Source organism: Pseudonocardia benzenivorans CB1190, assembly GCF_000196675.2.
GTDB classification, from domain to species: domain Bacteria; phylum Actinomycetota; class Actinomycetes; order Mycobacteriales; family Pseudonocardiaceae; genus Pseudonocardia; species Pseudonocardia benzenivorans.
Window position 1 is genome coordinate 5,426,670 of sequence record NC_015312.1, and the last position, 22,789, is coordinate 5,449,458.

General features: G+C 72.4%; 21 protein-coding genes. 9 read left to right on the top strand and 12 right to left on the bottom strand.

Annotation, left to right across the window (positions count from 1 at the left end; all coding sequences use genetic code 11):
- Positions 1-133: 133 nt before the first annotated feature.
- Positions 134-1,099 (bottom strand): PaaX family transcriptional regulator, encoded by a 966-nt coding sequence (locus PSED_RS25475; RefSeq protein ID WP_233899153.1) that lies wholly within the window; start codon positions 1,097-1,099, stop codon positions 134-136.
- Between the two features lie 36 nt (positions 1,100-1,135).
- On the bottom strand, positions 1,136-1,771 hold the full coding sequence (locus PSED_RS25480; protein ID WP_013677114.1) for a DedA family protein: 636 nt from the start codon (positions 1,769-1,771) through the stop codon (positions 1,136-1,138).
- A 147-nt stretch (positions 1,772-1,918) separates the two neighbouring features.
- Here PSED_RS25480 and PSED_RS25485 point away from each other — a divergent pair, with 147 nt between their 5' ends.
- Together PSED_RS25485 and PSED_RS25490 are read left to right on the top strand one after the other, a co-directional pair.
- On the top strand, positions 1,919-3,067 hold the full coding sequence (locus tag PSED_RS25485) for a PQQ-dependent sugar dehydrogenase (RefSeq protein ID WP_143770621.1): 1,149 nt from the start codon (positions 1,919-1,921) through the stop codon (positions 3,065-3,067).
- 67 nt (positions 3,068-3,134) lie between these two features.
- The gene (locus PSED_RS25490; RefSeq protein ID WP_013677116.1) at positions 3,135-3,449 is read left to right on the top strand and encodes a putative quinol monooxygenase; all 315 of its coding nucleotides are present in this window, start codon (positions 3,135-3,137) and stop codon (positions 3,447-3,449) included.
- A 15-nt stretch (positions 3,450-3,464) separates the two neighbouring features.
- On the opposite strand, the gene glpK (PSED_RS25495) is transcribed toward PSED_RS25490, so the two are convergent.
- The gene (gene glpK, locus PSED_RS25495) at positions 3,465-4,970 is read right to left on the bottom strand and encodes a glycerol kinase GlpK (protein WP_013677117.1); all 1,506 of its coding nucleotides are present in this window, start codon (positions 4,968-4,970) and stop codon (positions 3,465-3,467) included.
- A 97-nt stretch (positions 4,971-5,067) separates the two neighbouring features.
- A complete protein-coding gene (locus PSED_RS25500) occupies positions 5,068-5,829 on the bottom strand; it encodes an IclR family transcriptional regulator (protein WP_013677118.1) in 762 nt (253 codons plus the stop codon).
- 180 nt (positions 5,830-6,009) lie between these two features.
- On the opposite strand from PSED_RS25500, the gene PSED_RS25505 reads away from it, so the two are divergent.
- Genes PSED_RS25505 through PSED_RS25515 form a run of 3 tightly spaced genes read left to right on the top strand, consistent with a single transcriptional unit; the run spans position 6,010 to position 10,108 of the window.
- Complete coding sequence (locus PSED_RS25505; RefSeq protein WP_013677119.1) at positions 6,010-6,828, top strand: MIP/aquaporin family protein; 819 nt, start codon at positions 6,010-6,012, stop codon at positions 6,826-6,828.
- 18 nt (positions 6,829-6,846) lie between these two features.
- Positions 6,847-8,364 carry a glycerol kinase GlpK gene (gene glpK, locus PSED_RS25510; protein WP_013677120.1) on the top strand — a complete coding sequence of 506 codons (1,518 nt, stop codon included), beginning with the start codon at positions 6,847-6,849 and terminating at the stop codon, positions 8,362-8,364.
- 34 nt (positions 8,365-8,398) lie between these two features.
- Positions 8,399-10,108 (top strand): glycerol-3-phosphate dehydrogenase/oxidase, encoded by a 1,710-nt coding sequence (locus PSED_RS25515; protein ID WP_013677121.1) that lies wholly within the window; start codon positions 8,399-8,401, stop codon positions 10,106-10,108.
- Between the two features lie 55 nt (positions 10,109-10,163).
- On the opposite strand, the gene kynU is transcribed toward PSED_RS25515, so the two are convergent.
- The 3 genes from kynU to PSED_RS25530 form a co-directional block, all read right to left on the bottom strand.
- Positions 10,164-11,381 carry a kynureninase gene (kynU, locus tag PSED_RS25520; protein ID WP_013677122.1) on the bottom strand — a complete coding sequence of 406 codons (1,218 nt, stop codon included), beginning with the start codon at positions 11,379-11,381 and terminating at the stop codon, positions 10,164-10,166.
- A gap of 2 nt (positions 11,382-11,383) precedes the next feature.
- Positions 11,384-12,229, bottom strand: a complete 846-nt coding sequence (locus PSED_RS25525; RefSeq protein ID WP_013677123.1) for a tryptophan 2,3-dioxygenase — start codon at positions 12,227-12,229, stop codon at positions 11,384-11,386.
- A 74-nt stretch (positions 12,230-12,303) separates the two neighbouring features.
- A complete protein-coding gene (locus tag PSED_RS25530; RefSeq protein ID WP_013677124.1) occupies positions 12,304-13,029 on the bottom strand; it encodes a helix-turn-helix transcriptional regulator in 726 nt (241 codons plus the stop codon).
- A gap of 97 nt (positions 13,030-13,126) precedes the next feature.
- On the opposite strand from PSED_RS25530, the gene PSED_RS25535 reads away from it, so the two are divergent.
- Complete coding sequence (locus PSED_RS25535) at positions 13,127-13,555, top strand: DoxX family membrane protein (protein WP_013677125.1); 429 nt, start codon at positions 13,127-13,129, stop codon at positions 13,553-13,555.
- 153 nt (positions 13,556-13,708) lie between these two features.
- Here the strand turns inward: PSED_RS25535 and PSED_RS25540 are convergent, their stop codons facing one another.
- Positions 13,709-14,920: a YncE family protein gene (locus tag PSED_RS25540; protein WP_013677126.1), complete on the bottom strand. Its 1,212-nt coding sequence runs from the start codon at positions 14,918-14,920 to the stop codon at positions 13,709-13,711.
- A 10-nt stretch (positions 14,921-14,930) separates the two neighbouring features.
- A complete protein-coding gene (locus PSED_RS25545; RefSeq protein ID WP_013677127.1) occupies positions 14,931-15,716 on the bottom strand; it encodes a polysaccharide deacetylase family protein in 786 nt (261 codons plus the stop codon).
- Positions 15,717-16,004: 288 nt separating this feature from the next.
- Between PSED_RS25545 and PSED_RS25550 the strand changes: the two genes are divergently transcribed.
- Both PSED_RS25550 and PSED_RS25555 read left to right on the top strand, forming a co-directional pair.
- The gene (locus PSED_RS25550; protein ID WP_013677128.1) at positions 16,005-17,711 is read left to right on the top strand and encodes an MFS transporter; all 1,707 of its coding nucleotides are present in this window, start codon (positions 16,005-16,007) and stop codon (positions 17,709-17,711) included.
- 12 nt (positions 17,712-17,723) lie between these two features.
- Positions 17,724-18,881 carry an alpha/beta hydrolase gene (locus PSED_RS25555; protein WP_013677129.1) on the top strand — a complete coding sequence of 386 codons (1,158 nt, stop codon included), beginning with the start codon at positions 17,724-17,726 and terminating at the stop codon, positions 18,879-18,881.
- Between the two features lie 80 nt (positions 18,882-18,961).
- Here the strand turns inward: PSED_RS25555 and gndA are convergent, their stop codons facing one another.
- Positions 18,962-20,398 carry an NADP-dependent phosphogluconate dehydrogenase gene (gene gndA, locus PSED_RS25560; RefSeq protein ID WP_013677130.1) on the bottom strand — a complete coding sequence of 479 codons (1,437 nt, stop codon included), beginning with the start codon at positions 20,396-20,398 and terminating at the stop codon, positions 18,962-18,964.
- Between the two features lie 145 nt (positions 20,399-20,543).
- On the opposite strand from gndA, the gene PSED_RS25565 reads away from it, so the two are divergent.
- A complete protein-coding gene (locus PSED_RS25565; RefSeq protein WP_013677131.1) occupies positions 20,544-21,353 on the top strand; it encodes a histidine phosphatase family protein in 810 nt (269 codons plus the stop codon).
- 1 nt (position 21,354) lies between these two features.
- Here the strand turns inward: PSED_RS25565 and PSED_RS25570 are convergent, their stop codons facing one another.
- Together PSED_RS25570 and PSED_RS25575 are read right to left on the bottom strand one after the other, a co-directional pair.
- The gene (locus PSED_RS25570; protein WP_013677132.1) at positions 21,355-22,152 is read right to left on the bottom strand and encodes an SCO1664 family protein; all 798 of its coding nucleotides are present in this window, start codon (positions 22,150-22,152) and stop codon (positions 21,355-21,357) included.
- Positions 22,153-22,162: 10 nt separating this feature from the next.
- A complete protein-coding gene (locus PSED_RS25575) occupies positions 22,163-22,732 on the bottom strand; it encodes a DUF3090 domain-containing protein (protein WP_013677133.1) in 570 nt (189 codons plus the stop codon).
- Positions 22,733-22,789 lie beyond the last annotated feature (57 nt).

Below are 22,789 nucleotides of genomic sequence, written 5' to 3' on the forward strand. Positions count from 1 at the left end.
CGGGCTTGTCACCGCCGGCACGACCGCCACGCTCCTCGTCGTGTGCGTGCACCGCCCCCGTGGCGAGCACGACCCGAACCTACAACATATGCAGGACGATCGTCCATCGTGTGTAACGTTGGCGGGGGTGGACCTACCCCGCCTCCTCCGCAGGCAGTGCGACGGCGCCCGTCAGCGCGTCGACGCAGGCCTCGGCCGGGCCCCGCAGCAACCCGTGGGCTTCGAGGAACACCTCGTGGGCGAGCCGGCCGCTCCACCCCTCCGGCAGGAGCTCGGGCGGCAGATCAGGGTCGCGGAACGGGAAGCGTCGGTAGTCGTGGACCAGGTTCATCCGCTCGACCAGCGCGTCCGTGCCCTGCAGCGCGCCCGACCGATAGGCCGCGAGCCGGGGCCGATAGGTCTCCAGGAGCTCGGCGTAGGCGCGGTCGAGGCCCTCGAGGTCCCAGGACCGGCCGGCGATGTCCCGATCCGAGGCAACGCCGGCCGACCGCGACCGGAAGACGTCGAGCTGCACGGCGGGCTCATCGGCAAAAGCGGCGCGAACCAGCCCGGTGCGGTCGTGCGGGCTCACCCAGACCGCCGACGAGAGCGGGCCGAAACCGAACCAGGCAAGCTTCTTGCGCAGTTGCTCGCGTAGGCCGCGCTCGGCCTCCGGGACGGAGTAGATGACCATGTGCCACAGCCCGTCCCACGGGCCCTGCGCGCGGTGGAAGATGCGCTCACGACCCTCGTCGAGCAGCCCCCAGGCTGCGTCGGTGAGGAGGTAGACCGTCTCGCGGCCGTCGCGGCGGCTCGCCAACCAGCCCTCTTTACGCAGTCTCGTCACCACGACGCGGACCGTGGGCTCAGGGACGTCGAAGCAGTGCATCAGCGACACGAGGCTCCGCAACCGGGCCTCGCCCCCCCGGTAGCGAAGGTAGTCGCCGAACAGGTCGAAGATCAGCGAGCGCGCCTTCACGAACACACCTCCCCACGCGCGGACACCGCACGCCGCCTGCAGCGGCCCATTCACGTCGTCCGCGACGATCCGCCGACCGTCTGGAGCGCCGAAATCGTCCCGACCGGCAGCCAATTGAAACACCAAGAGGACGTCGCTCACGGTAGACACTCGCTCCGCGAGGATCGCCGGAACGTGTCAGTCGTCGGACTCGGCGGCGTAGCTCTCGGCGAGCCTGCGCGTCCGGGCGCGGATCACGAGGCTCACCCCGAGTCCCACCAGCACCGCCACGACCAGGCCGATCCACGAGAACCGCGAGAGCCATCTCTCGGCCACGACGCCCAGCGAGTAGACGAGGAGCGTCGTCCCGGTCGCCCACGCGATCCCGCCGAGCGCGTTGGCCACGAGGAACCGCGGGTAGTGCATGCCGAGCGCGCCGGCGAGCGGCCCCGCGAAGATCCGCAGCAGCGCGATGAACCGGCCGAAGAACACCGCCCACATGCCCCAGCGGGTGAAGACCCGTTCGGCGACCCGGACGTGGTCGGGACCGAAGTGCCGCGGGAAGCGCCTGCCGAGCCGGCCGAACAACGCCATGCCGTAGCGGCGTCCGACGAGGTAGCCGATCGAGTCGCCGATGATCGCGCCCGCGCTGCCGGCCACCGCGATCCACGCCGGGGACACCGCGAGCTCGTGGCGCGACGACAGCAACGCCGCGCTGACCAGCACGATCTCGCCGGGCAAGGGGATGCCGAGGCTCTCGATCCCCACGACGAACCCGACGAGCAGGTACACCGTCAGCGGCGGGATCGTCTGCAGCAGGTGATCGACCGACATCAGTCCCCCATCATCGGCACCCGCGACCGCGGGGTGCGCCCCGAGTCTGCCGCCGCCACCCGGCCGGCCGCCGCGCGACCCCGTGCGGCGCACCCGATCGGTGGGTCCCGACGGCCTCGTCCCTCACGGGTGGTTAGCGTGGTTTCCGTGCGCATCGCAGCCCGCGGCACTAGCGGCGTCGTCGGCGGGGTCGTCAGGGTCGTCGGCGTCGTGGTCGTCGCCTTGCTCACCCTCGCCGCGTGCGCCGGCGCCGCACCCGACCCCGACGCCACCGCCCGGGTCCCGGTGCCGGCTCCTCCGTCGGACCTCGAGCCGCAGCGCACGCCCGCCGGTCCGCGTGTCCTGCTGACCGGGCTCGAGGTGCCCTGGGGCGTCGCGTTCCTCCCGGACGGCGACGCGCTGGTCACCGAGCGGATGTCCGGGGCGATCATGCGGGTGACCCCGCAGGGGGCGGCGACGCCGGTCGGAACGGTCGCGGGGGTCGTGGCCCGCGGTGAGGGCGGCCTGCTCGGGATCGCGGTGTCGCCGCGGTTCGCGGCGGACCGCACGGTCTTCGTGTACTACACGTCGGCCGAGGACAACCGGGTCGTGCGGCTGCAGGTCGCGCCGGACGGGACGGTCGACGGCGCTGCGCAGACGGTGGTCGTGTCCGGCATCCCGGCCGGGTCGATCCACAACGGCGGCGGCCTCACGTTCGGTCCCGACGGGTTCCTCTACGTGGCGACGGGCGAGGCCGGCCGCCGCGGCCCCGCCCAGGACCTGAACGACCTCGGGGGCAAGGTCCTGCGCCTCACCCCCGATGGGGCCCCCGCCCCCGGCAACCCCTTCGGCACCGGCGTCTTCACCTATGGCCACCGCAACGTGCAGGGCCTGGCCTTCGGCCCCGGCGACCGGCTCTACGCGACCGAGTTCGGCCAGAACACCTACGACGAGATCAACCTCCTGACGGCGGGCGCGAACTACGGCTGGCCGACCGTCGAGGGGATCGCCGGGCGGCCGGGCCTGGCCGATCCCCTCCTCACGTGGTCGACCGCCGACGCCTCCCCGAGCGGGATGGCCTACGCGGGCGGCTCGCTGTGGGTCGGTGCGCTGCGCGGGGAACGGCTGTGGCGGGTGCCGCTGACCCCCGACGGCCGCGTCGGGACCCCCGAGGCGCTCTACACCGGACAGTTCGGCAGGTTGCGCACCGTCGTCGCCAGCCCCGACCGGTCCTCGCTCTGGGTGACCACGAGCAACCGCGACGGCCGCGGCTCCCCCGCCGCCGACGACGACCGCATCCTGGTGGTCCCCCTGTGAGTGGCGATGGTCGCCACTCACAGGGTGCTTCGGCCGGGTCGTCGACAGGGCCGTACCGTCGGGACCCATGAGCGGCGGCAGGGTGGGTCGGTACGTGCGGATGGTCGCCGTCGAGGGGCAGGGCCGTGCGCTGGCCGAGGGGCTGCTGCGCGTCGCCGAAGGGATGCGCGACGCCCCCGGCTGCGAGCTCTACGTCGTCAACCGGACGCCCGACGAGGACGACGCGGTGTGGATCACCGAGGTCTGGAGCGACGAGGCGGCGTCGGACGCGGCGCTCAACCGCGACCTCGGCGAGGCCGGGCTCGGCTCGGTGCTGGGACTGCTCGCGGGGCCGCCCGAGTTCATCGAGCTCTCGCCGATGGGCGGTCCCGGCCTCTCCTGACCGTCCCGCCGGCGCTCAGGACGGGATGACCCAGTCGTAGCTGCGGTCGACCGCGCGCTCCCAGTTCGCGTGCTCGCGGCGCCGCAGCTCCGGGTCCATCGCCGGTTCCCACGCGGCGGCCCGGTGCCAGTTGGCGCGCAACGTCTCCAGGTTCGACCAGTGGCCGACGGCCAGCCCCGCCGCGTACGCCGCACCCAGCGACACCGCCTCCGACCCGAGCGGCCGCTCGACCGGCACGTCGAGCACGTCGGCGAGGAACTGCATGAGCAGGTGGTTGGCCGTCATGCCGCCGTCGACCTTGAGGCGGGTGACGGGCAGCCCGGAGTCGGCGTTCATCGCGTCGACGACCTCGCGGGTCTGCCACGCCGTCGCCTCCAGCACCGCCCGGGCCAGGTGCCCCTTGTCGATGTAGGACGTCAGGCCGACCATGACGCCGCGCGCGTCCGGGTGCCAGCGCGGCGCGTAGAGCCCGGAGAACGCCGGGACGATGTAGCAGCCGCCGTTGTCGGGCACCGTCATCGCGAGAGTCTCGATCTGGGGCGCGGTCTCGATCAGCCCGAGCGAGTCGCGGAACCACTGCACCAGCGAGCCCGTCATCGCGATCGAGCCCTCGAGCGCGTACACGGGCACGTTCTCGCCGAGCACGTAGCCGACCGTCGGGATCAGTCCGTGGGTCGACTCCGCCATCCGCGGCCCGGTGTTCATCAGCATGAACGCGCCCGTGCCGTAGGTGCACTTCGCCTCGCCGGGCGCGAAGCAGGTCTGGCCCACGAGCGCGGCGTGCTGGTCGCCCAGCGCGCCGGCGACCGGGACGCCGGGCAGCACGGTCGAGCAGACGCCGTAGACCTCGGAGTTCGACCGGATGCGCGGCAGCATCCGCTCCGGGACGTCGAGTGCCGCCAGCAGCTTCGGTGACCACTGCAGCGTGCGGATGTCCATCAGCATCGTGCGGCTGGCGTTGGTGACGTCGGTGACGTGCACGCCGCCGGCGGGCCCGCCGGTGAGCCGCCAGATCAGCCAGGTCTCCATCGTGCCGAACAGGACGTCGCCGCGCTCGGCGCCCTCCCGCGCACCGGGAACGTTGTCGAGCAGCCAGCGCAGCCGCGGACCGGCGAAATAGGTCGCCGGGGCGAGCCCGCACACGGACGAGAACAGCGGCCCGTGCCCCTCGGCCGTCAGCCTGGCGACGATGCCGTCGGTGCGCGTGTCCTGCCAGGTGATCGCGCGGGCCAGCGGGAGCCCGGTGTGCCGGTTCCAGATGACGGTGGTCTCGCGCTGGTTGGCGATCCCGAGCGCGGCGATGTTCTCCGGGCCCAGCCCCGCGCGGCGCAGTGCCGCCGGGACGATCGACACGAGGTTGCGCCAGATCTCCTCGACGTCGTGCTCGACCCGGCCGGGGCGCGGGTAGTGCTGGCGGTGCTCGCGCTGGGCGACCGCGATCATCCGGCCGGCGCGGTTGAACAGCAGGCAGCGTGTCGACGTCGTGCCCTGGTCGATCGCCGCTACCACTCGCTCACTCATCGGGTGCTTCCCTGTGCGCCGCCGTCCGGCTGCAGGAACGGCACTTTCCCGCAGCCCGGTTGCGGGAAAGTGCCGTTCCTGCACGACCGGGGCGCCCTCACGAGTGCCCCAACGTCACCGAGATCTCGCCCGCGGCCGCGGTGAGCTGGTCGAGCAGCCGCGTGCGCACCGTGCCCCCGGACCCGAAGAGGTGCTCGACCGGCCCGCTGATCGCCAGCGCGCCGACGGCGAGCCCGCCGGCCCCGCGCAGCGGCACCGCGGCCCCGCCGATCCCGGGTTCGTGCTCGGCGAAGCTCGTCGCCACCCCGCGGCGCCGCGCGACGGCGAGATGGCTCTCCAGCGCCGCGGGCGTCGTGCAGGTCCGGCCGGTGTAGCGGTGCAGGTCGAGCTCCCGCGCGGCGGGCGTCACGAGCGGGGCGAAGGCGAGCAGGCACTTGCCCAGCGCCGTCGCGTGCATGGGGACGGTCTCGTTCGTCCGCAGGCGCTGCGGGGAGCCGTCCGGCCGGAAGACGTGGTGGACCAGGCTGACGACGCGTCCCTCGGGCACGCCCACGAACACCGCGCAGCCCGTGCCGCCGGCCAGCGCGTCGGCCCAGTTCATCGACCGTGAGCGCAGGTCGTGGCGGTCCCAGCCGGGCGTCGAGAGGCTGCTCAGCCCGTCGCCGACGGTGTAGAGCGCGCTGCCGGGGTCCTGCTGGACGAAGCCGACCTCACGCAGCGTGCGGAGGATGCCGTGGGCCGTCGGCCGGGGCAGGTCGAGAGCCGCGGCCAGCTCGGCGAGCGCGAGCGGGCGGCCGGTGCTGGCGAGCAACCGCAGCGCGGCGGCCGCCCGCTCGATCGACTGGATCGCGCCGGGCACCCCCGAAGCCTAGGGCGGATGTGACCGGTTCGGCGATGTCGATTCGACATTGACGAACATGCGATATTGCCTCCGTCACAGGAGGTTCCTAGCGTCCCTTCGCGCGCGCGGGAGCCGACCCGAGCAGGAGGGCGACACGACGGTCCCGGGCGACACGGCACCCCAAAGGAGGGCACTGCTATGCGGAAGACATTGCTCGGCGAGCTGAGCGCCGAGTTCGCCGGGACGATGATCCTCATCCTGTTCGGTGTCGGCGTCGTGGCGCAGGTCGTCACGTCGCCCGACGGCAGCCTCGGCGACCACGACTCCATCGCCTGGGCGTGGGGTCTGGGCGTCACCCTCGGTGTGTACGTCGCGGCACGGCTGTCCGGGGCCCACCTCAACCCCGCCGTGACGATCGCACTCGCCGCGTTCAAGGGCTTCGAGTGGCGGAAGGTGCTGCCGTACTGCCTCGCGCAGTTCCTGGGGGCGTTCGTCGCGGCGCTGATCGTCCGCGTGGTCTACGCCGACGCGATCGCGAAGGTCGACCCCGGCCACACCATCAAGACCCAGGGCATCTTCTCCACGCTGCCCGGCAACGGCCTCGACGGCATCGGCATCCCGACGGCGTTCCTCGACCAGATCGTCGGCACCGCGATCCTCATCTTCGTGATCTTCGCCCTGACGACGGCCGTCAACAACCCGCCGCTGGCCAACCTGGGCCCGGTCGTCGTCGGCCTGCTGGTCGTCGCGATCGGCATGGCGTGGGGCACGAACGCCGGGTACGCCATCAACCCGGCGCGTGACTTCGGCCCCCGGGTCGCGTCGTTGATCACCGGCTACTCGACGGCCATGTACGACCAGCACGGCAACCTCTACTTCTGGCTACCCATCGTCGCGCCGATCGTCGGCGGCCTCATCGGCGGTGGCCTGTTCATCCTCCTCATCGAGCGCTACCTGCCCAAGGACGAGGAGATGCTCCCGACCCCGCCCGTGTCCGAGCCGCGAGCCAACACCTGACAGGAGGAGAGGACCGACATGGCTGACTACGTCGGCGCGATCGACCAGGGCACGACCAGCACGCGGTTCATGATCTTCGACCACTCCGGCAACGAGGTGGGCCGCCACCAGCTGGAGCACGAGCAGATCCTCCCCCAGGCGGGCTGGGTGGAGCACAACCCCGTCGAGATCTGGGAACGCACCTCGGCGGTGCTGCAGAGCACGCTGAACAAGACCGGGCTGTCCGCGGGCGACCTCTGCGCGCTGGGCATCACCAACCAGCGCGAGACGGCCGTCGTGTGGGACCGCAACACCGGCCGTCCCTACTACAACGCGATCGTCTGGCAGGACACGCGCACCGACCGGATCGCCTCCGCGCTCGAGCGCGAGGGCAAGGGCGACACCATCCGGCAGAAGGCGGGCCTGCCGCCCGCGACGTACTTCTCCGGCGGCAAGATCCAGTGGATCCTCGAGAACGTCGACGGGGTCCGGGCCGCCGCCGAGCGCGGCGACGCGATCTTCGGCAACACCGACACGTGGCTGATCTGGAACCTCACCGGCGGTCGCGACGGCGGCGTGCACTGCACCGACGTCACCAACGCCAGCCGCACGATGCTGATGAACCTCGAGACGCTCGACTGGGACGACGAGCTGCTCGGCTTCTTCGGCATCCCGCGGCAGATGCTGCCGGAGATCAAACCGAGCTCGTACACGTCCGGCTACGGGAACACCCGGGGGACCGGCCCGCTGGCCGGCGAGGTGCTCATCACCGGCGACCTCGGCGACCAGCAGGCCGCGACCGTCGGCCAGGTGTGCTTCGCACCCGGCGAGGCGAAGAACACCTACGGCACCGGCAACTTCATGCTGCTCAACACCGGCACGGAGCTGATCCGGTCGAAGGCGGGCCTGCTCTCGACGGTCTGCTACAAGTTCAACGACGAGGACGTCGTCTACGCGCTGGAGGGCTCCATCGCGGTGACCGGCTCGGCCGTCCAGTGGCTGCGCGACCAGCTCGGGATCATCTCGGGTGCGTCGCAGTCCGAGGCGCTGGCCCGCCAGGTCGAGGACAACGGAGGCGTCTACTTCGTCCCGGCCTTCTCGGGGCTGTTCGCGCCCTACTGGCGTTCCGACGCGCGCGGCGCGATCGTCGGGCTGTCGCGCTACAACACCAACGCGCACCTCGCCCGGGCGACGCTCGAGGCGATCTGCTACCAGAGCCGCGACGTGATCGAGGCCATGGAGAAGGACTCCGGCGTACACCTCGAGGTGCTCAAGGTCGACGGCGGCGTCACCATGAACGAGCTGTGCATGCAGATCCAGTCCGACGTGCTGGGTGTCGACGTCAGCAGGCCCGTCGTCGCGGAGACGACGGCGCTGGGCGCGGCCTACGCGGCGGGCCTGGCCGTCGGGTTCTGGAAGAACACCGACGAGCTGCGGCAGAACTGGAACGAGGCCCGGCACTGGTCGCCGCAGTGGAGCGATGACCAGCGTGCCGAGGGGTACGCGAAGTGGAAGAAGGCCGTCGAGCGGACGTTGAACTGGGTGGACGTCGACTGACGCCGACGGCGTCGTGACCTGAGGAAGGAATCCCATGAGATCGGTCGCGCTCTCCCCGCAGGCCCGGGCCGAGGCCCTGCGCGCCATGGCGGGGACCGAGCTCGACGTGCTCGTGATCGGTGGTGGCGTCGTGGGCGCGGGCAGTGCCCTCGACGCCGCCACCCGCGGGCTGACCGTCGGGCTCGTCGAGGCCCGGGACTTCGCGTCCGGGACGTCGAGCCGTTCGAGCAAGCTCATCCACGGCGGTCTGCGGTATCTGGAGATGCTCGACTTCCGGCTGGTCGCGGAGGCGCTGCAGGAACGCGGGCTGCTCATCCAGACGCTGGCGCCGCACCTGGTGCGTCCGGTGCCGTTCATCTACCCGCTGCAGCACCGGGTGTGGGAGCGGGCGTACGCCGGTGCGGGCGTCGCGCTCTACGACACCCTCGGCCTGCTGTCGGGCCGGGCCCGCGGCGTGCCCCACCACCGGCACCTCACGCGCACGGGTGCGAAGCGGATCATGCCGTCGCTGCGCAAGGAGGCGCTGGTCGGCGCCCTGCAGTACTACGACGCGCAGGTCGACGACGCCCGCCACACGATGTTCGTCGCCCGCACGGCGGCGGCGTACGGGGCGCACATCGCGTCCCGGGCGCGGGTCGTGGCGCTGCTGCGCGAGGGCGAGCGGGTCACCGGCGCCGAGGTGCACGACCTCGAGTCCGGCGAGACGATCAAGGTCAGGGCCAGGCAGGTCGTCAACGCCACGGGGGTGTGGACCGACGACACCCAGAGCCTCGTCGGCGAGCGCGGCCAGTTCAAGGTGCGGGCCAGCAAGGGCATCCACCTCGTGGTGCCGCGCGACCGCATCCAGGGCGACTCCGGGCTGATCCTGCGCACCGAGAAGTCGGTGCTGTTCGTGATCCCGTGGTTCCGGCACTGGATCATCGGCACGACCGACACCGACTGGTCGCTCGACAAGGCCCACCCCGCGGCGAGCGCGGCCGACATCGACTACCTGCTCGACCACGCCAACGCCGTGCTGGAGCAACCGCTCACGCACGCCGACGTCGAGGGCGTCTACGCCGGGCTGCGGCCGCTGCTGTCGGGCGAGTCGGAGTCGACGTCGAAGCTCTCGCGCGAGCACGCGGTGGCGCACACGGTGCCGGGTCTGGTCGTCGTCGCGGGCGGCAAGTACACGACCTACCGCGTCATGGCCAAGGACGCGGTCGACGCCGCCGTCCACGGGTTGGACGCGAAGGTGCCGGAGTCGGTCACCGAGAAGGTGCCGCTGCTGGGCGCGGAGGGGTTCAAGGCCCTGCTCAACGCCCGGCACCGGCTCGCGGCCGAGCACGGCCTGCACGTCGCCCGGATCGAGCACCTGCTCAGCCGGTACGGCTCGATGATCGACGAGGTGCTCGCGCTGGTCGACGAGGACCCGACGCTGGGCGAGCCGCTGGCCGGGGCGCCCGACTACCTGCGCGCCGAGATCGTCTATGCGGCCTCGCACGAGGGTGCCCGGCACCTGGAGGACGTGCTGGCCCGCCGTACCCGTATCTCGATCGAGACCTTCGACCGCGGCGTCGGGTCCGTCGAGGAGGCGGCGCGGCTGCTGGCGCCGGTGCTCGGCTGGAGCGACGAGCAGGTCGAGCGCGAGAAGGAGCACTACCGCAAGCGGGTCGACGCCGAACGGGAGAGCCAGAAGATGCCCGACGACGAGACCGCCGACGCCGCCCGGATGGGCGCACCGGAGGTCGTCCCGCTGGCCTGAGGACCTGCCCCGGGGGACTGTGAGTGGCGATAGTCGCGGCCGCGACTATCGCCACTCACGACATCTGCAGGACGTCCGCGAACACGGTCATCGCGCGATGCAGCTCGGCGAACGACGTCGTGAGCGGCGACAGGCCGATCCGGATGCCGTCGGGCGGCCGGTGGTCGACGACGACACCGGCCGCGATCAGCCTGTCGGACAGCGTCTTCGCGTCCGGGTGCGTGACCGTGACGTGGCCGCCGCGGCGGGCGGGATCGCGCGGGGAGCCGATGCCGACGCCGTCCAGGAGGTCGTCGGCCAGGGTCACCGCCAGCTCCGTGAGCGCGACCGCCTTCGCGCGGATGCGGTCCATCCCCGCCTCGGCGACGAGCTTCACGCCCTCGTCGACACCGATCAGGCCGGTGATCGGCGGCGTCCCCGACAGCGCGCGGCGCATCCCCGTCGCCGGCGCGTAGTCCCGACCCATCGCGAACGGCTCGGCGTGGCCCATCCAGCCGGTGATCGGCTGGGCGAACCCGTCCTGCAGCGCGGCGGCGACGTAGAGGAACGCGGGTGCGCCGGGACCCGCGTTGAGGAACTTGTAGGTGCAGCCGGCGGCGAGGTCGACACCCGCGGCGTCGAGGTCGAGCGGCACCGAGCCGACGCTGTGGCACAGGTCCCAGACCACGAGTGCGCCGGCGTCGTGGGCCGCGGCGGTGATGCCGTGCAGGTCGGCGATCCAGGCGGACCTGTACGCGACGTGGGAGAGCGTGACGAACGCGGTCCGCTCGCCGACGTGGTCGACGACATCGGCGAGGGTGACCCCGCCCGCCGGGTCGGGCGAGATCCAGCGCACCGTCAGCCCGCACTCCGCGGCGACGGCCTCGACGACGTAGCGGTCGGTCGGGAAGTTGCCGCGGTCGGCGACGACCTCGTCGCGGCCGGGCCGCATCGCCGCGGCGGCGCGCATCAGCTTGTAGAGGCACACCGTCGTCGAGTCGGCGACGACCGTCTGCCCCGGTTCCGCGCCGAGCACCGCGGCCGCGAGCCGGTCGCCGATCTCGAACGGCAGCTCCATCCAGCCCTCCGACCAGGACCGGATGAGGCGGGTCCCCCAGTCGTGCGTGACGAGCGCGGCGAGCCGCTCGGCCGTCGCCTTCGGAGGACGGCCGAGCGAGTTGCCGTCGAGGTAGGCGACGAGACCCGGGTCGTCGGGGACGAGGAAGCGGTCACGGAAGGAGGCGAGCGGATCGGCGGCGTCGAGCCTCTCGGCGTCGGCGAGCGTGGGGGTCATGATCACTCCAGTTCCGTGCGCACGGCCAGGATCTCGGGGAAGAACGTCAGGTCCAGCGCCGCGCGCAGGAAACCCACCCCGCTCGACCCGCCGGTGCCGCGCTTGGACCCGATGATCCGCTCGACCGTCTTGAGGTGACGGAACCGCCAGAGCTGGAAGCTCTCCTCGACGTCGACGAGCGCCTCGCACGTCTCGTAGGCGCCCCAGTCCCGGCCCGGGTCGGTGTAGACCAGGCGGAACACGTCCACCAGCTCGGGTGCGAACACGTGGGCCCTCGACAGGTCGCGGTCGAGCACCTCGCGGGGCACCGGATAGCCCGCGCGGGCGAGGTGGCGCAGGAAGTGGTCGTACAGGCTCGGCGCGGCGAGGACCTCGCGCAACCGCCGGGCCGTGTCGGAGTCGTCGGCGAACACCTCGATCGCGGCCGCGTTCTTGTTGCCCAGCAGGAACTCCACCGTCCGGTACTGCTCGGACTGGAAACCCGACGCCGTCCCCAGCGCGGACCGGAACTGCAGGTACTCCGTCGGCGTCAACGTCTCCAGGACCGCCCACTGCTCGAACAGCTGCCGCTGCACCGCCTTGACCCGGGCCAGCGCCTTCAACGCCGGGCCGAGGTCGTCGGCGTCCATCATGGCCGCGGCGTGGCGCAGCTCGTGGATCACCAGCTTGAGCCACAGCTCCGAGGTCTGGTGCTGGACGATGAACAGCAGCTCGTCGTGATGCTCCGGACGGCTCTGCGGGCGTTGGGCGCCGAGCAGCTCGTCGAGCCGCAGATAGCCTGCGTAGGTCTTGTCGACGGCGAGCCCGCGGTGCAGGCCCTCCTCGATCTCCCGCTCGTTCGCCGTCACCGGTCCTCCTGCTCGTCGCGCCAGCCGTTTCGCCCGTCCGTCCGACGCCCGCGGTCCGCCGCGCGAGGTGCCGGTCATCCGGTCGGCGGCAGCGCCGGGACCAGATGCACACAGCAGCCCGCCTCCCCGGGCCGCAGCTCGGCCTCGAGGCGGGCGTCCGGGTGCGTGTCGAGGACCCCCGAGATCAGACAGAGGTTGGCGCCGCAGACGAGCTCCGTGTACTCCCGGGCCAGGACGTCGAACGGACAGTTGCCCAGCGTGATGCCCGTGTCCGACGAGCGCGGCTCGTACCCGTGGGCCTCGAGCACCCGGACCACCGACATGGCCGGCCCGTCGTCCGCGAGGCCGCTGGGACGGCAGTCCGCGTCCGCGGTGTCGCCGCCCTCGGCGAGCGTGCGGCCGAACGCGTAGGCCCGCTGTTCCAGCACCACGCCGACCGGGCGCCCCGAGGAGGTGGCCTCGTCGACCGCACCGGCGAGCAACCTGCCGACGAGGTCGTAGCGACGTTCGGGCAGCGAGACCTCTATCTCGCGGGCCGCACGCCGGTAGAGCTTCGCGGGCCGGCCGGCGCCCGGGCCGCGCCGGCCCGAGCGGCGTTCGTGGATGACGTCGAGCAGTCCGGCGTCGGCCAGCCGGTCGAGGTGGAACGCCGCCGTGGTCCGAGGCAGTCCGAGGGCGGCGGCCGCGTCGTCCCGGCCGACGGGCTCGGGCTGCCGGACGACGAAGGCGTAGAGCCGTCGCCGGGTGGGCTCGTCGAGCGACGCCGCGGACGTGATGCCTGCGAGCAGCCGGTTCCGCATGACCCCAATCTATCGCCATGACACGTTGACGATAGAGAACGAGGAGGGCTACCTTCTCCTTCTATCAACAATCATCCTTGTTTTTAGAGGAGGACCCATGTCCACCGAGACCACCACGGGTCGCCGCGGCGTCCTTGCCGACCCGGCCCATCTCGCCTTCCTGCTCCTGCGGACGGTCTTCACGGTGGCACCCATCCTCTTCGGCCTCGACAAGTTCACGAACCTGCTCACCGACTGGCCGCGCTACCTGGCACCCTGGATCGACGGCATCCTGCCCGGCGACGCCCAGCAGGTGATGTACGCGGTCGGGGTGATCGAGATCGTGGCCGGCCTGCTCGTCGCGGCCGCGCCGCGGATCGGCGCCTGGGTCGTCGCCGCGTGGCTCCTCGGGATCATCGTCGACCTGCTCACCCTGCCGGGCTATTACGACGTCGCGCTCCGCGACTTCGGCCTGCTGGTGGGCGCCCTCGCACTCGGGCTGCTGGCCCGCGCCGAGGCCGTCCGAGGCACGACCGGAAGGGCCTGACCGGCACTCGAGCCGCTCCGGCGACGTCGCCGTGGCAGAGCTGTCACCCGGACGAGCGGCCGGTCGGTCAGGATGTGGCGGATGACGTGGTCGGGCGGGTGCGACCCGCCGCCCGTCCACAACCCGGCTCGCCGGAACGGCGTCGCGGGAGTCTCAGCGGGTGATGCCGGTGTGCCCGATCGAGTACCGGCCGGGCTGCGGCCACACGCACAGGCCGTGCGGGCCGTCGCCGACCGGGATTCGGGCCAGGAGCTTCCCGTCGGTCGTCGAGAGCACGTACACCTCGTGGGTGTAGCGGCCCGAGAGCCACAGCTGACTGCCGTCGGCGGTCACGTTGCCCATGTCGGGGCTGCCGCCGGGGATCGTCCACTTCGCCTCGACGGCGCCGGTGTACGCGTCGAGCACGCTCACGCTGCCGTCGATCCGGTTGGTGACGAACAACCGCTCGGCATCGCGCGAGAGGTAGAGGCCGTGCGCGCCGGCCCCCGTCGGGATCTCGCGCAGCACCTTGGTGCCCGCGCCGTCGATCACCCAGACGCCGCCCTCCTGGCTGTCCGCGACGTAGAAGACCGAGCCGTCGGGAGCCATCTTGATGTCCTGCGGACCCATCCGCATGTGCCGGACCGGCATGTCGATCGTGCGCAGGACCGTCCGGTTCACCAGGTCGACGATGGCGACGCGGCCGTCGAACTCGCAGGTGAACAGGGCCGTCCGGCCGTCCGGGGTGTAGTCGGCATGGTCGATGCCCGCACACTGCGGCGTCGGCAGCTCACCCTGCACCTGCCAGGTGTGCGGGTCGTAGAAGACCAGCTTGCGACGGGCCTCGGCGACCGAGATCGCCGACTTCCCGTCAGGGGTGAAGTACATGTTGTAGGGGTCGACGACCGGGATGTTCTTTCCCGGCAGGCCGGTCACGGGGTCGAACGGGGTGATCTTGTCGCTGGTGTCGTCGGTCGCGTAGAGCGTCTTCATGTCCCAGGACGGCACGACGTGCTGCAGCTCCCCGCCGAGCCGGTACCTGCCGACGACCTGGAACGTCGCCGGGTCGATCGTCCAGACGTCGCCCGACTTGGTGTGCGGCACGTAGACGAGCGGCTTCGCCGTCCTGACGGCGTCGGAGAGCATGTTCGCGCCGGCGTCGGAGTAGACGTTGTGCGGGTCGCTCACGGGCGGCATCCCCGGGAACGACGCAGGCTGCGCGCCCGGTGTCGCCGTCGGCGCGGGACCCGTGGCCGACTGCGGGGCGCCGCCCGAGGTGCAGCCCGCGAGCCCGACGACGACGGCCACGGCCAGCGCGACGACGGCAGCGGCGCGGGCCGGTCGCCGCCGAGGGGCTGCCCGGAAGGAGGGGACGGGAAGCGGCACGAGGGTCCTCTCAGGCGAACAGTTGTGTCGCGGTGACGGGCCGCAGCCCGCGGGCCGCGAGGTCGTCGAGGAGGCCTGGGATCGCCTGCAGGGTCTCGGGGTGGCCCAGGTGCATGCTGACGACCGACCCCGCGGTCGCGGACCGGACGTTGCGCCGGATCGCGTCGACGCCGGGGTCGGTGAAGTCGCGGGAGTCGACGTCGTAGGACAGGACCGTGGGGTACCCCGCCGCGGCGGCGAGAACCCTGACCCGCGCCGTCGCGTGCTGGGCCTGCGACGGCCGGAAGAACGCGCCGGGCCCGCCGGTGAGCGCGGCGATCCGGTCGCGGCACTTCTCGATCTCGGTGCGGGCCGCGGCCTCCGGGAGCGCGTCGACGTCGAGGTGCGACCACGTGTGGTTGCCCAGCTCGTGACCAAGATCGGTGACCGTGCGGGCCGAGTCGGGCGACTGCTGCAACCACGTCCCGACGGCCAGGACGGTGACGGCCGCGCCCCGATCGTGCAGGGCGGTGAGCACCTTCTTCGCGAGCCCGGGATCGCCTGCACCGTGGAAGGTCAGGGCGACCTCCGGCCGGCCACCGGTCCGCCGCTCCACCTCGGCCGCCGGGGCGCCGGGGACCGCCGAGGGCCGCGTCGTGGGAGGTGCGGACGGCGGGATGCCCGACGGGGGCGGCGCGGGAGCCGGTTCCGACGGGGCCGTCCCGCACGCGGCCGCGACGCCCGCCAGGCCGGCCAGCCCTGCGCCCAGGCGCAGCAGCCGTCGCCGCGGCATCCGCACACCGTCGTGGGTCGTCACGAGCGGGGAGCGTAGCGGGCCTCTGACCTGGGAATTCCTTTACCCGACCGGACCGCGGACGCATCCCTCGTCGCCGCAGGTGAGAGAGCCGCACCTGCGGGCCGCCGGGTCAGCTCGGCGCGCACGACGCCGTGCCGCGGCAGTGGACGTCGCCCCAGGCCGCGTCGACGGTGATCTCGAGGGGCGGTCGCGGTGGCGCGGCCCCGGCAGCGCCTGACGCCTGTGAGTGGCGATGGTCGCCATGGCGAACATCGCCGCTCAGGACCTCGCGGCGTAGATTAGTTGCTGATGCTAATGACTACTCCGGACGACGACCGGTACAAGTGGGTCGCCCTCTCCAACACCACGCTGGGCGTGCTGATCGTCACGATCAACATGTCGATCCTGCTCATCGCGCTGCCCGACATCTTCCGCGGCATCGGCATCGACCCGCTGGCGCCCGGGAACATCAGCTACCTGCTGTGGCTGATCATGGGCTATCTCGTCGTCACGGCCGTGCTCGTCGTCAGCTTCGGACGGCTGGGCGACATGTTCGGCCGCACGAGGATGTACAACCTCGGGTTCGCGGTGTTCACCGTGTTCTCGATCCTGCTCGCGGCCACCTGGATGCACGGCGATGCCGCGGCCGTCTGGCTGATCGCCATGCGGGTGCTGCAGGGCGTCGGAGGCGCGCTGCTGCTGGCCAACTCCACCGCGATCCTCACCGACGCCTTCCCCGCCCACCAGCGCGGCCTGGCGCTGGGCGTCAACCAGGTCGCCGGCATCGGCGGCTCGTTCGTCGGCCTGGTCGTCGGCGGGGTGCTCGGGCCGGTGAACTGGCACTGGGTGTTCCTCGTGTCGGTGCCCGTCGGCGTCTTCGGGACGATCTGGGCCTACCGCAAGCTCCGCGACACCGGCACCCGTACCCGCGCGCGCCTCGACTGGTGGGGCAACGTCACCTTCGCCATCGGCCTGGTCGCGGTCCTGATCGGAATCACCTACGGCATCCAGCCCTACGCGGGTCACACCATGGGGTGGACGAGTCCGCTGGTACTGACGCTCATCGTCGGCGGGCTCGTGGTCCTCGCGCTGTTCGCGCGGATCGAGACCCGGGTGCCCGATCCCATGTTCCGGCTCTCGCTGTTCCGCATCCGCGCCTTCACCGCCGGCAACCTCGCGAGCCTGCTCGCGGCGCTCGGCCGGGGCGGCCTGCAGTTCATCCTGATCATCTGGCTGCAGGGGATCTGGCTGCCCGAGCACGGCTACTCGTTCGAGCGGACGCCGCTGTGGGCGGGCATCTACATGCTGCCGCTGACGATCGGGTTCCTCGTCGCCGGCCCCGTCTCGGGCTACCTGTCCGACCGCTTCGGCGCGCGGCCGTTCGCCACCGGCGGCATGGTCGTCGCCGCCGCGAGCTTCCTGCTGCTCGACTTCCTCCCCGTCGACTTCGGCTACGTCGCGTTCGCCGGGCTGCTGCTGCTCAACGGGCTCGCGATGGGGCTGTTCTCCTCCCCCAACCGGGCCGGGATCATGAACAGCCTGCCGCCCGACCAGCGCGGCGCCGGCGCCGGCATGACGTCGACGTTCCAGAACGCCGCCACCGTCCTGTCGATCGGCATCTTCTTCTCGATGCTGATCCTGGGCCTGGCGTCCTCGTTGCCGACGACGCTCGCCGCCGGGCTCACCGCCCAGGGCGTTCCCGCGGCGACGGCGGCGCAGGTCGCGGCACTGCCGCCCGTCGGCACCCTGTTCGCCGCGCTGCTGGGTTTCAACCCGATCCAGACGCTCCTCGGCCCGCAGGTGCTGGCGGGCGTCACGCCCGCGCAGGCCTCGACGCTGACCGGACGGGAGTTCTTCCCGCAGCTCATCTCCGGCCCGTTCGCCCACGGCCTCACCCTCGCGCTCGGGTTCGCCGCCGCCGCGTGCCTGGTCGCGGCGATCGCGTCGGCCCTGCGCGGCGGCAAGTACCACTGGAGCGAGCCCGCCCCGCTGCCCGCCCGGCGCGTGGGGGTCTGACACGCTTCAACGGTGCTCGGCCTCCACGCCTCGACAATCCGGCTCGACGACGGCTGGGTCGTCGCGGCCGTGGCCGTCGTCGCGCTGGCCCTCGTCGCGCTCGTGCCGTGGCGCTGGGACGCGTGGCGGCACCGCCGGACCTGGCGCAGCGTCACGACGGTCGTCGCCGTGCTGGGCGTGCTGGTCGCGGCCGGCGCGGGGGTGAACTACCTCGGTTCGTTCTACCCGACGCTGGGGTCGCTGCTCGGCTCGTCGGGCAACCCCGGGGAGGGCACCGTCGCCGACATCGGGCCCGACGGTGCCGACCTCCCCGCCGCGCTCCCGCTGCTCGACGCCCGCAGCGCGCAGGGCCACGGCTCGGTGCTGCACATGGTGTTCCACGGCCCGCGGTCGGGCATCACCCGCGACGCCGACGTCTACCTGCCCGCGGGCTACACCGACCCGGCGCAGGCCGCGGTCCGCTACCCCGTCGTCGAATGGCTGCCGGGCTTCCCCGGGGAGCCGCGCGAGGTCGTCGCGCTCTTCGGCGTCACCGACCTGGTCGACGCCGCGATCGCCGAGCACCGGATGCCGCCCGCCGTCGTGCTCGTCCCCGACACCAACGGCGAGCCCCGGTTCGGCCACGACGAGGAGTGCGTCGACGCCTCGCACGGCGCACTCGACGACACCTATCTGACGACGGACCTGCACGACTGGGCCCTGCACACACTGCGGGTGCGCCCGGAACGCGAGGCGTGGGCGCTCTCGGGCTGGTCCTCGGGCGGGTACTGCGCCATGAACCTCGCCCTGCGGCACCCGGACCTGTACTCGATCGCGGTCAGCCAGTCCGGCTACGACCGCACGCCCGACGACATCGTCACCGGCGACCTCTTCGCCGGCCGGCCCGACCTCGCCGCCGCGAACGACGTCGTCGCCCACCTGCGTGACCGGCCGGCCCCGACCGCCATCCTCGCGACCGCGGGCGCCGACGAGGACGACGAGCAGGCCGCCCTCGCCCGGCTCCGCGCGGCCGCGGTCCCGCCCGTCACGCTGGTGACGCACACCTTCCCCGGGGGCGGGCACAACCAGGTCGCCGTCCGCGCACAGCTGCCGCCGCTGGTCGACTGGCTGGGCCGCCGGCTCCCCGCCCCCGTCGCCCCGACCCTCCCCATCCCCGACCCACCCTCGTGAACGAACGGCACAGTCGCGCAACTGAATTGCGCCACTGTGCCGTTCGTGCGGTAGACGCGCCGCCCCCTCGCGAGCAGGGGTCAGTCCGTGCGGACCTCCGTACCGTCCTGGGCCCAGCGGGTGTGGAAGGAACCCTCCGCGTCGATGCGCTCGTAGGTGTGCGCGCCGAAGAAGTCGCGCAGGCCCTGGATGAGGTTGGCGGGCCCGCGCTCGCGGCGGTAGCCGTCGTAGTAGCTCAGGCTGGAGGAGAACGCCGGGATCGCGACGCCCTGCTCCGTCGCCGTCACGACCACCCGCCGCCAGGCGTCCTGCGCGTTCGCGACGGCCTCGGTGAAGTACGGGACCATCAGCAGGTTGTCGAGGTCGGGATGCTCGGCGTAGGCGTCGCGGATCCGGTTGAGGAACTGCGCCCGGATGATGCAGCCGCCACGCCAGATGGTGGCCATGGCGCCGAGGTCGAGGTTCCAGTCGTTCTGCAGCGAGGCCGCCCGCATCTGTGCGAAGCCCTGCGCGTAGGCGACGACCTTCGACGCGTAGAGCGCCTGCCGGATGTCGTCGACCAGGTCGGTGCGGTCCTCCGCGGCCGACGGGTTCGGCCCGGCCAGGGTCGTCGACGCCTTCTTCCGCTCGTCGCGCAACGCCGAGAGCCCGCGGGCGAAGACGGCCTCGGTGATACCCGTCAGCGGGATGCCCAGGCCGAGGGCGTCGATCGCGGTCCAGGTACCGGTGCCCTTCTGCCCGGCCCGGTCGACGATGACGTCGACGAGCGGGCCGCCGGTCTTCTCGTCGACCTTGGCGAGGACCTTGCCGGTGATCTCGATGAGGAACGACTCGAGGTCGCCGCTGTTCCACTCCTCGAAGATCTTCCCGATGGCCGGGGCGTCGAGCCCGGCGACGTGGGTGAGCAGGTCGTACGCCTCGACGATGAGCTGCATGTCGGCGTACTCGATGCCGTTGTGCACCATCTTGACGTAGTGCCCCGCACCGCCGGGCCCGACGTGGACGACGCAGGGGGTGCCGTCGACCTGCGCGGCGATCGCCTCGAAGACGTCCTTCACCTCGGCGTAGGCCTCGGGGTCGCCACCGGGCATGATGCTCGGCCCGAGCAGCGCGCCCTCCTCGCCACCGGAGACGCCGACGCCCATGAACCGGATCCCGTTGGCCGCGCACTCGGCGGTGCGCCGCACGGTGTCGGGGAAGTGTGAGTTGCCGGCGTCGATGATGATGTCGCCCTCGTCGAGCAGCGGCGTGAGCTCGGTGATGACGCCGTCGACGGGCTTGCCCGCCTTCACCATGACGATGATCCGGCGGGGCCGCTCGAGCGCGTCGACGAACTCCTGCAGCGACTGGGTGCCGGTGAACTCGCCCTCGTCGCCGTAGGCCTCGATGAACTCCGTGGTGCGCGCGCCCGTCCGGTTGTGCACCGCGACGGGGACGCCGTGCCGGGCGATGTTGCGGGCCAGGTTCGCCCCCATCACCGCCAGCCCGGTGACACCGATCCGGCTCTGTCCCGTCATCGTCGACTCCTCGTGTTCTCGTGCTTCGGCGACGTCGCGCGCGTCGTCGCCGGGCTGCCGCTCGGTCCGGCCGCCATCCTGCCCGTTCCGGACTGCGGTACGAACCGCCGTGTGGCGGTCGCGACGCCGGGTAGCGTCGGCGTCCATGGCGGACGGAACGATCGGCGGGGGTCCGGATCCGGGGAACGGTGCGCGGAGCGCGACGGCCTACGAGGTCGTCCTGCTCCGCCACGGCGAGACGCTCGGCTACGACGGCGACCACGGCCTGACCCCGCGCGGCGAGGAGCAGGCCCGCGCCCGCGGCAAGGTCCTGGCCGCCGGGATCGCGCCGAGCGCGCGGGTGCTGATGCCGCACGCCCGGACCTCGCGCGCGACCGCGACCGCGTTGACGTTGCGCGCCGCGCTGCTCGCCGAGGGCGTCGACGAGTCGCAGCTCGGTGAGCTGTACCCCGAGCCGCACTTCGACAACCTGCGGTTCTGCCTGGAGGGGGAGGTCGTCGACACCTCGGTCGCGGTCGGGGCCCGGCTGGCACTGGGGACGGGCACGCCCGAACCCGACTGGGTCCGCGAGTACGACCGGTTCGACAGCGACTACGCCGCCGTCGCCGCGGCGGGCGGGCCGATCGAGTACTGGACGCACAACCCGATGCTGTACTTCGAGCCGCCGCAGCTCGCGTCGCTGCGGACCTGGCTGGGCATCTCGGCGCTCGGCCCGGCGCTCGCCGCCGCCGGCGCGGAGCTGGCGCTGGTCTGCACGCACTCGGCGCCGATGCGCGCCTTCGCGGCGACGACGCTGGGCGAGGATCTCGGCGAGCCGGAGAACCTGGAGCCGATCCGCGTCCGGGTCGAGGACGGGACCGCGCGGGTCGACTACCGCGACCGCACCGTCACGACCCGCATCCCGCAGCCGCCCGCGTGGTTCGACCGCGCGTGGCTCGACGGCTACGGGCGGTAGGTCAGAACGCCGGCCACGGGATCGCCGGGCCGTACCCGGACGGCTCCGGGTAGCAGGGCGCCGCGAGGAGCGCGTCGAGCCGCGACGTCAGCGCCGCGACCTCGGCGATCGTCAGGTGCTCGCCCAGCGTGTCGGCGAGGCCGCCGTCGAGCGCGCTGCGCAGCTTCTCCAGCCCGGCCACGACGGGTTCGGGGACCTCCTCGCCCACCCAGCCCCACAGCACGGTGCGCAGCTTGTCCTCGACGTGCATCGTCAACCCGTGGTCGACGCCGTAGACACGGCCGTCGACGCCCGCGAGGACGTGCCCGCCCTTGCGGTCGGCGTTGTTGGCGACGACGTCGAACGCCGCCATCGCGGCCAGCTGCGGGTCGTCGGCGTGCACGAGGACCGCCGGGTCGCCCGCGCCGTCACGCGCGCGCAGCACCCGCTTCCAGCCGGCCGGGACCTTCCGCGGCGAGCAGACGTCGATGAGCTCGCGCTCGTCGTCGGTGTCGACCCAGACCTGCAGCATGCCGGGCCCGAACGGGCCGTTCTCGCGCAGGATCGTCGGCGGCACGACGTGCAGCCCCGACGCCTCGGACACCAGGAAGCTGGCCACCTCGCGGCCGGCCAGGGTGCCGTCGGGGAAGTCCCACAGCGGGCGCTCGCCGCGGACGGGTTTGTAGACGCACTCCAGCTCGGTGCCGTCGAGGGTGACGGTGCCGAAGAGCGTCGCGTTGGAGGCGTCGACGAGTCTGCCGGTGATCTCGATCCGGCCGGCGGTGAGCACCTCGTGCACCGCCGGGTCGCGAAGGTCCACGTGCGGCGCGTCAGTCGGTCATCGGGGAGCGCTGGTGGTACCCGTTGAGCCGCACGCAGATGTGGCCCGCGGGATCGAGCGGCTCCGCGCACAGCGGGCACGGCGCGCGGCCCGCGGAGACGACCAGCTCGGCGCGCTCGGCGAACGCCTTCGCCTGCGGCGGCGAGAGGAACACGCGCAGCGCGTCGGGGCCCTCGTCGGTGTCGTCGAGCACCACCGACTCGTCGATCTCCTCCTCGGTCACCGCCAGCAGCTCGACGACGATCGAGCGGGTCTCGGCGTCCCAGCCCAGGCCCATCGTCCCGACCCGGAACTCCTCCTCCAGCGGGACGGCGAGCGGGTCGGTGTCGGGGTTGCCGTCCTGCGACTCGGGCAGCTCCTGGCCGAACCGGCGGTTGACCTCCTGCAGCAGCGCACCGATGCGCTCGGCGAGCACCGAGACCTGCTGCTTCTCCAGCAGCACGCTGATCGTGCGGGCCTGCTCGGCCGCCTGGAGGTAGAACGACCGGTCGCCGGGCTCGCCGACGGTGCCCGCGACGAAGCGCTCGGGCTGGCGGAAGACATGGATGACGCGTGACATGGCACCTCCGAGAGTAGGCCACCGCCGCGCCCCGGGCACGTCTGCGACCTGTCGCAC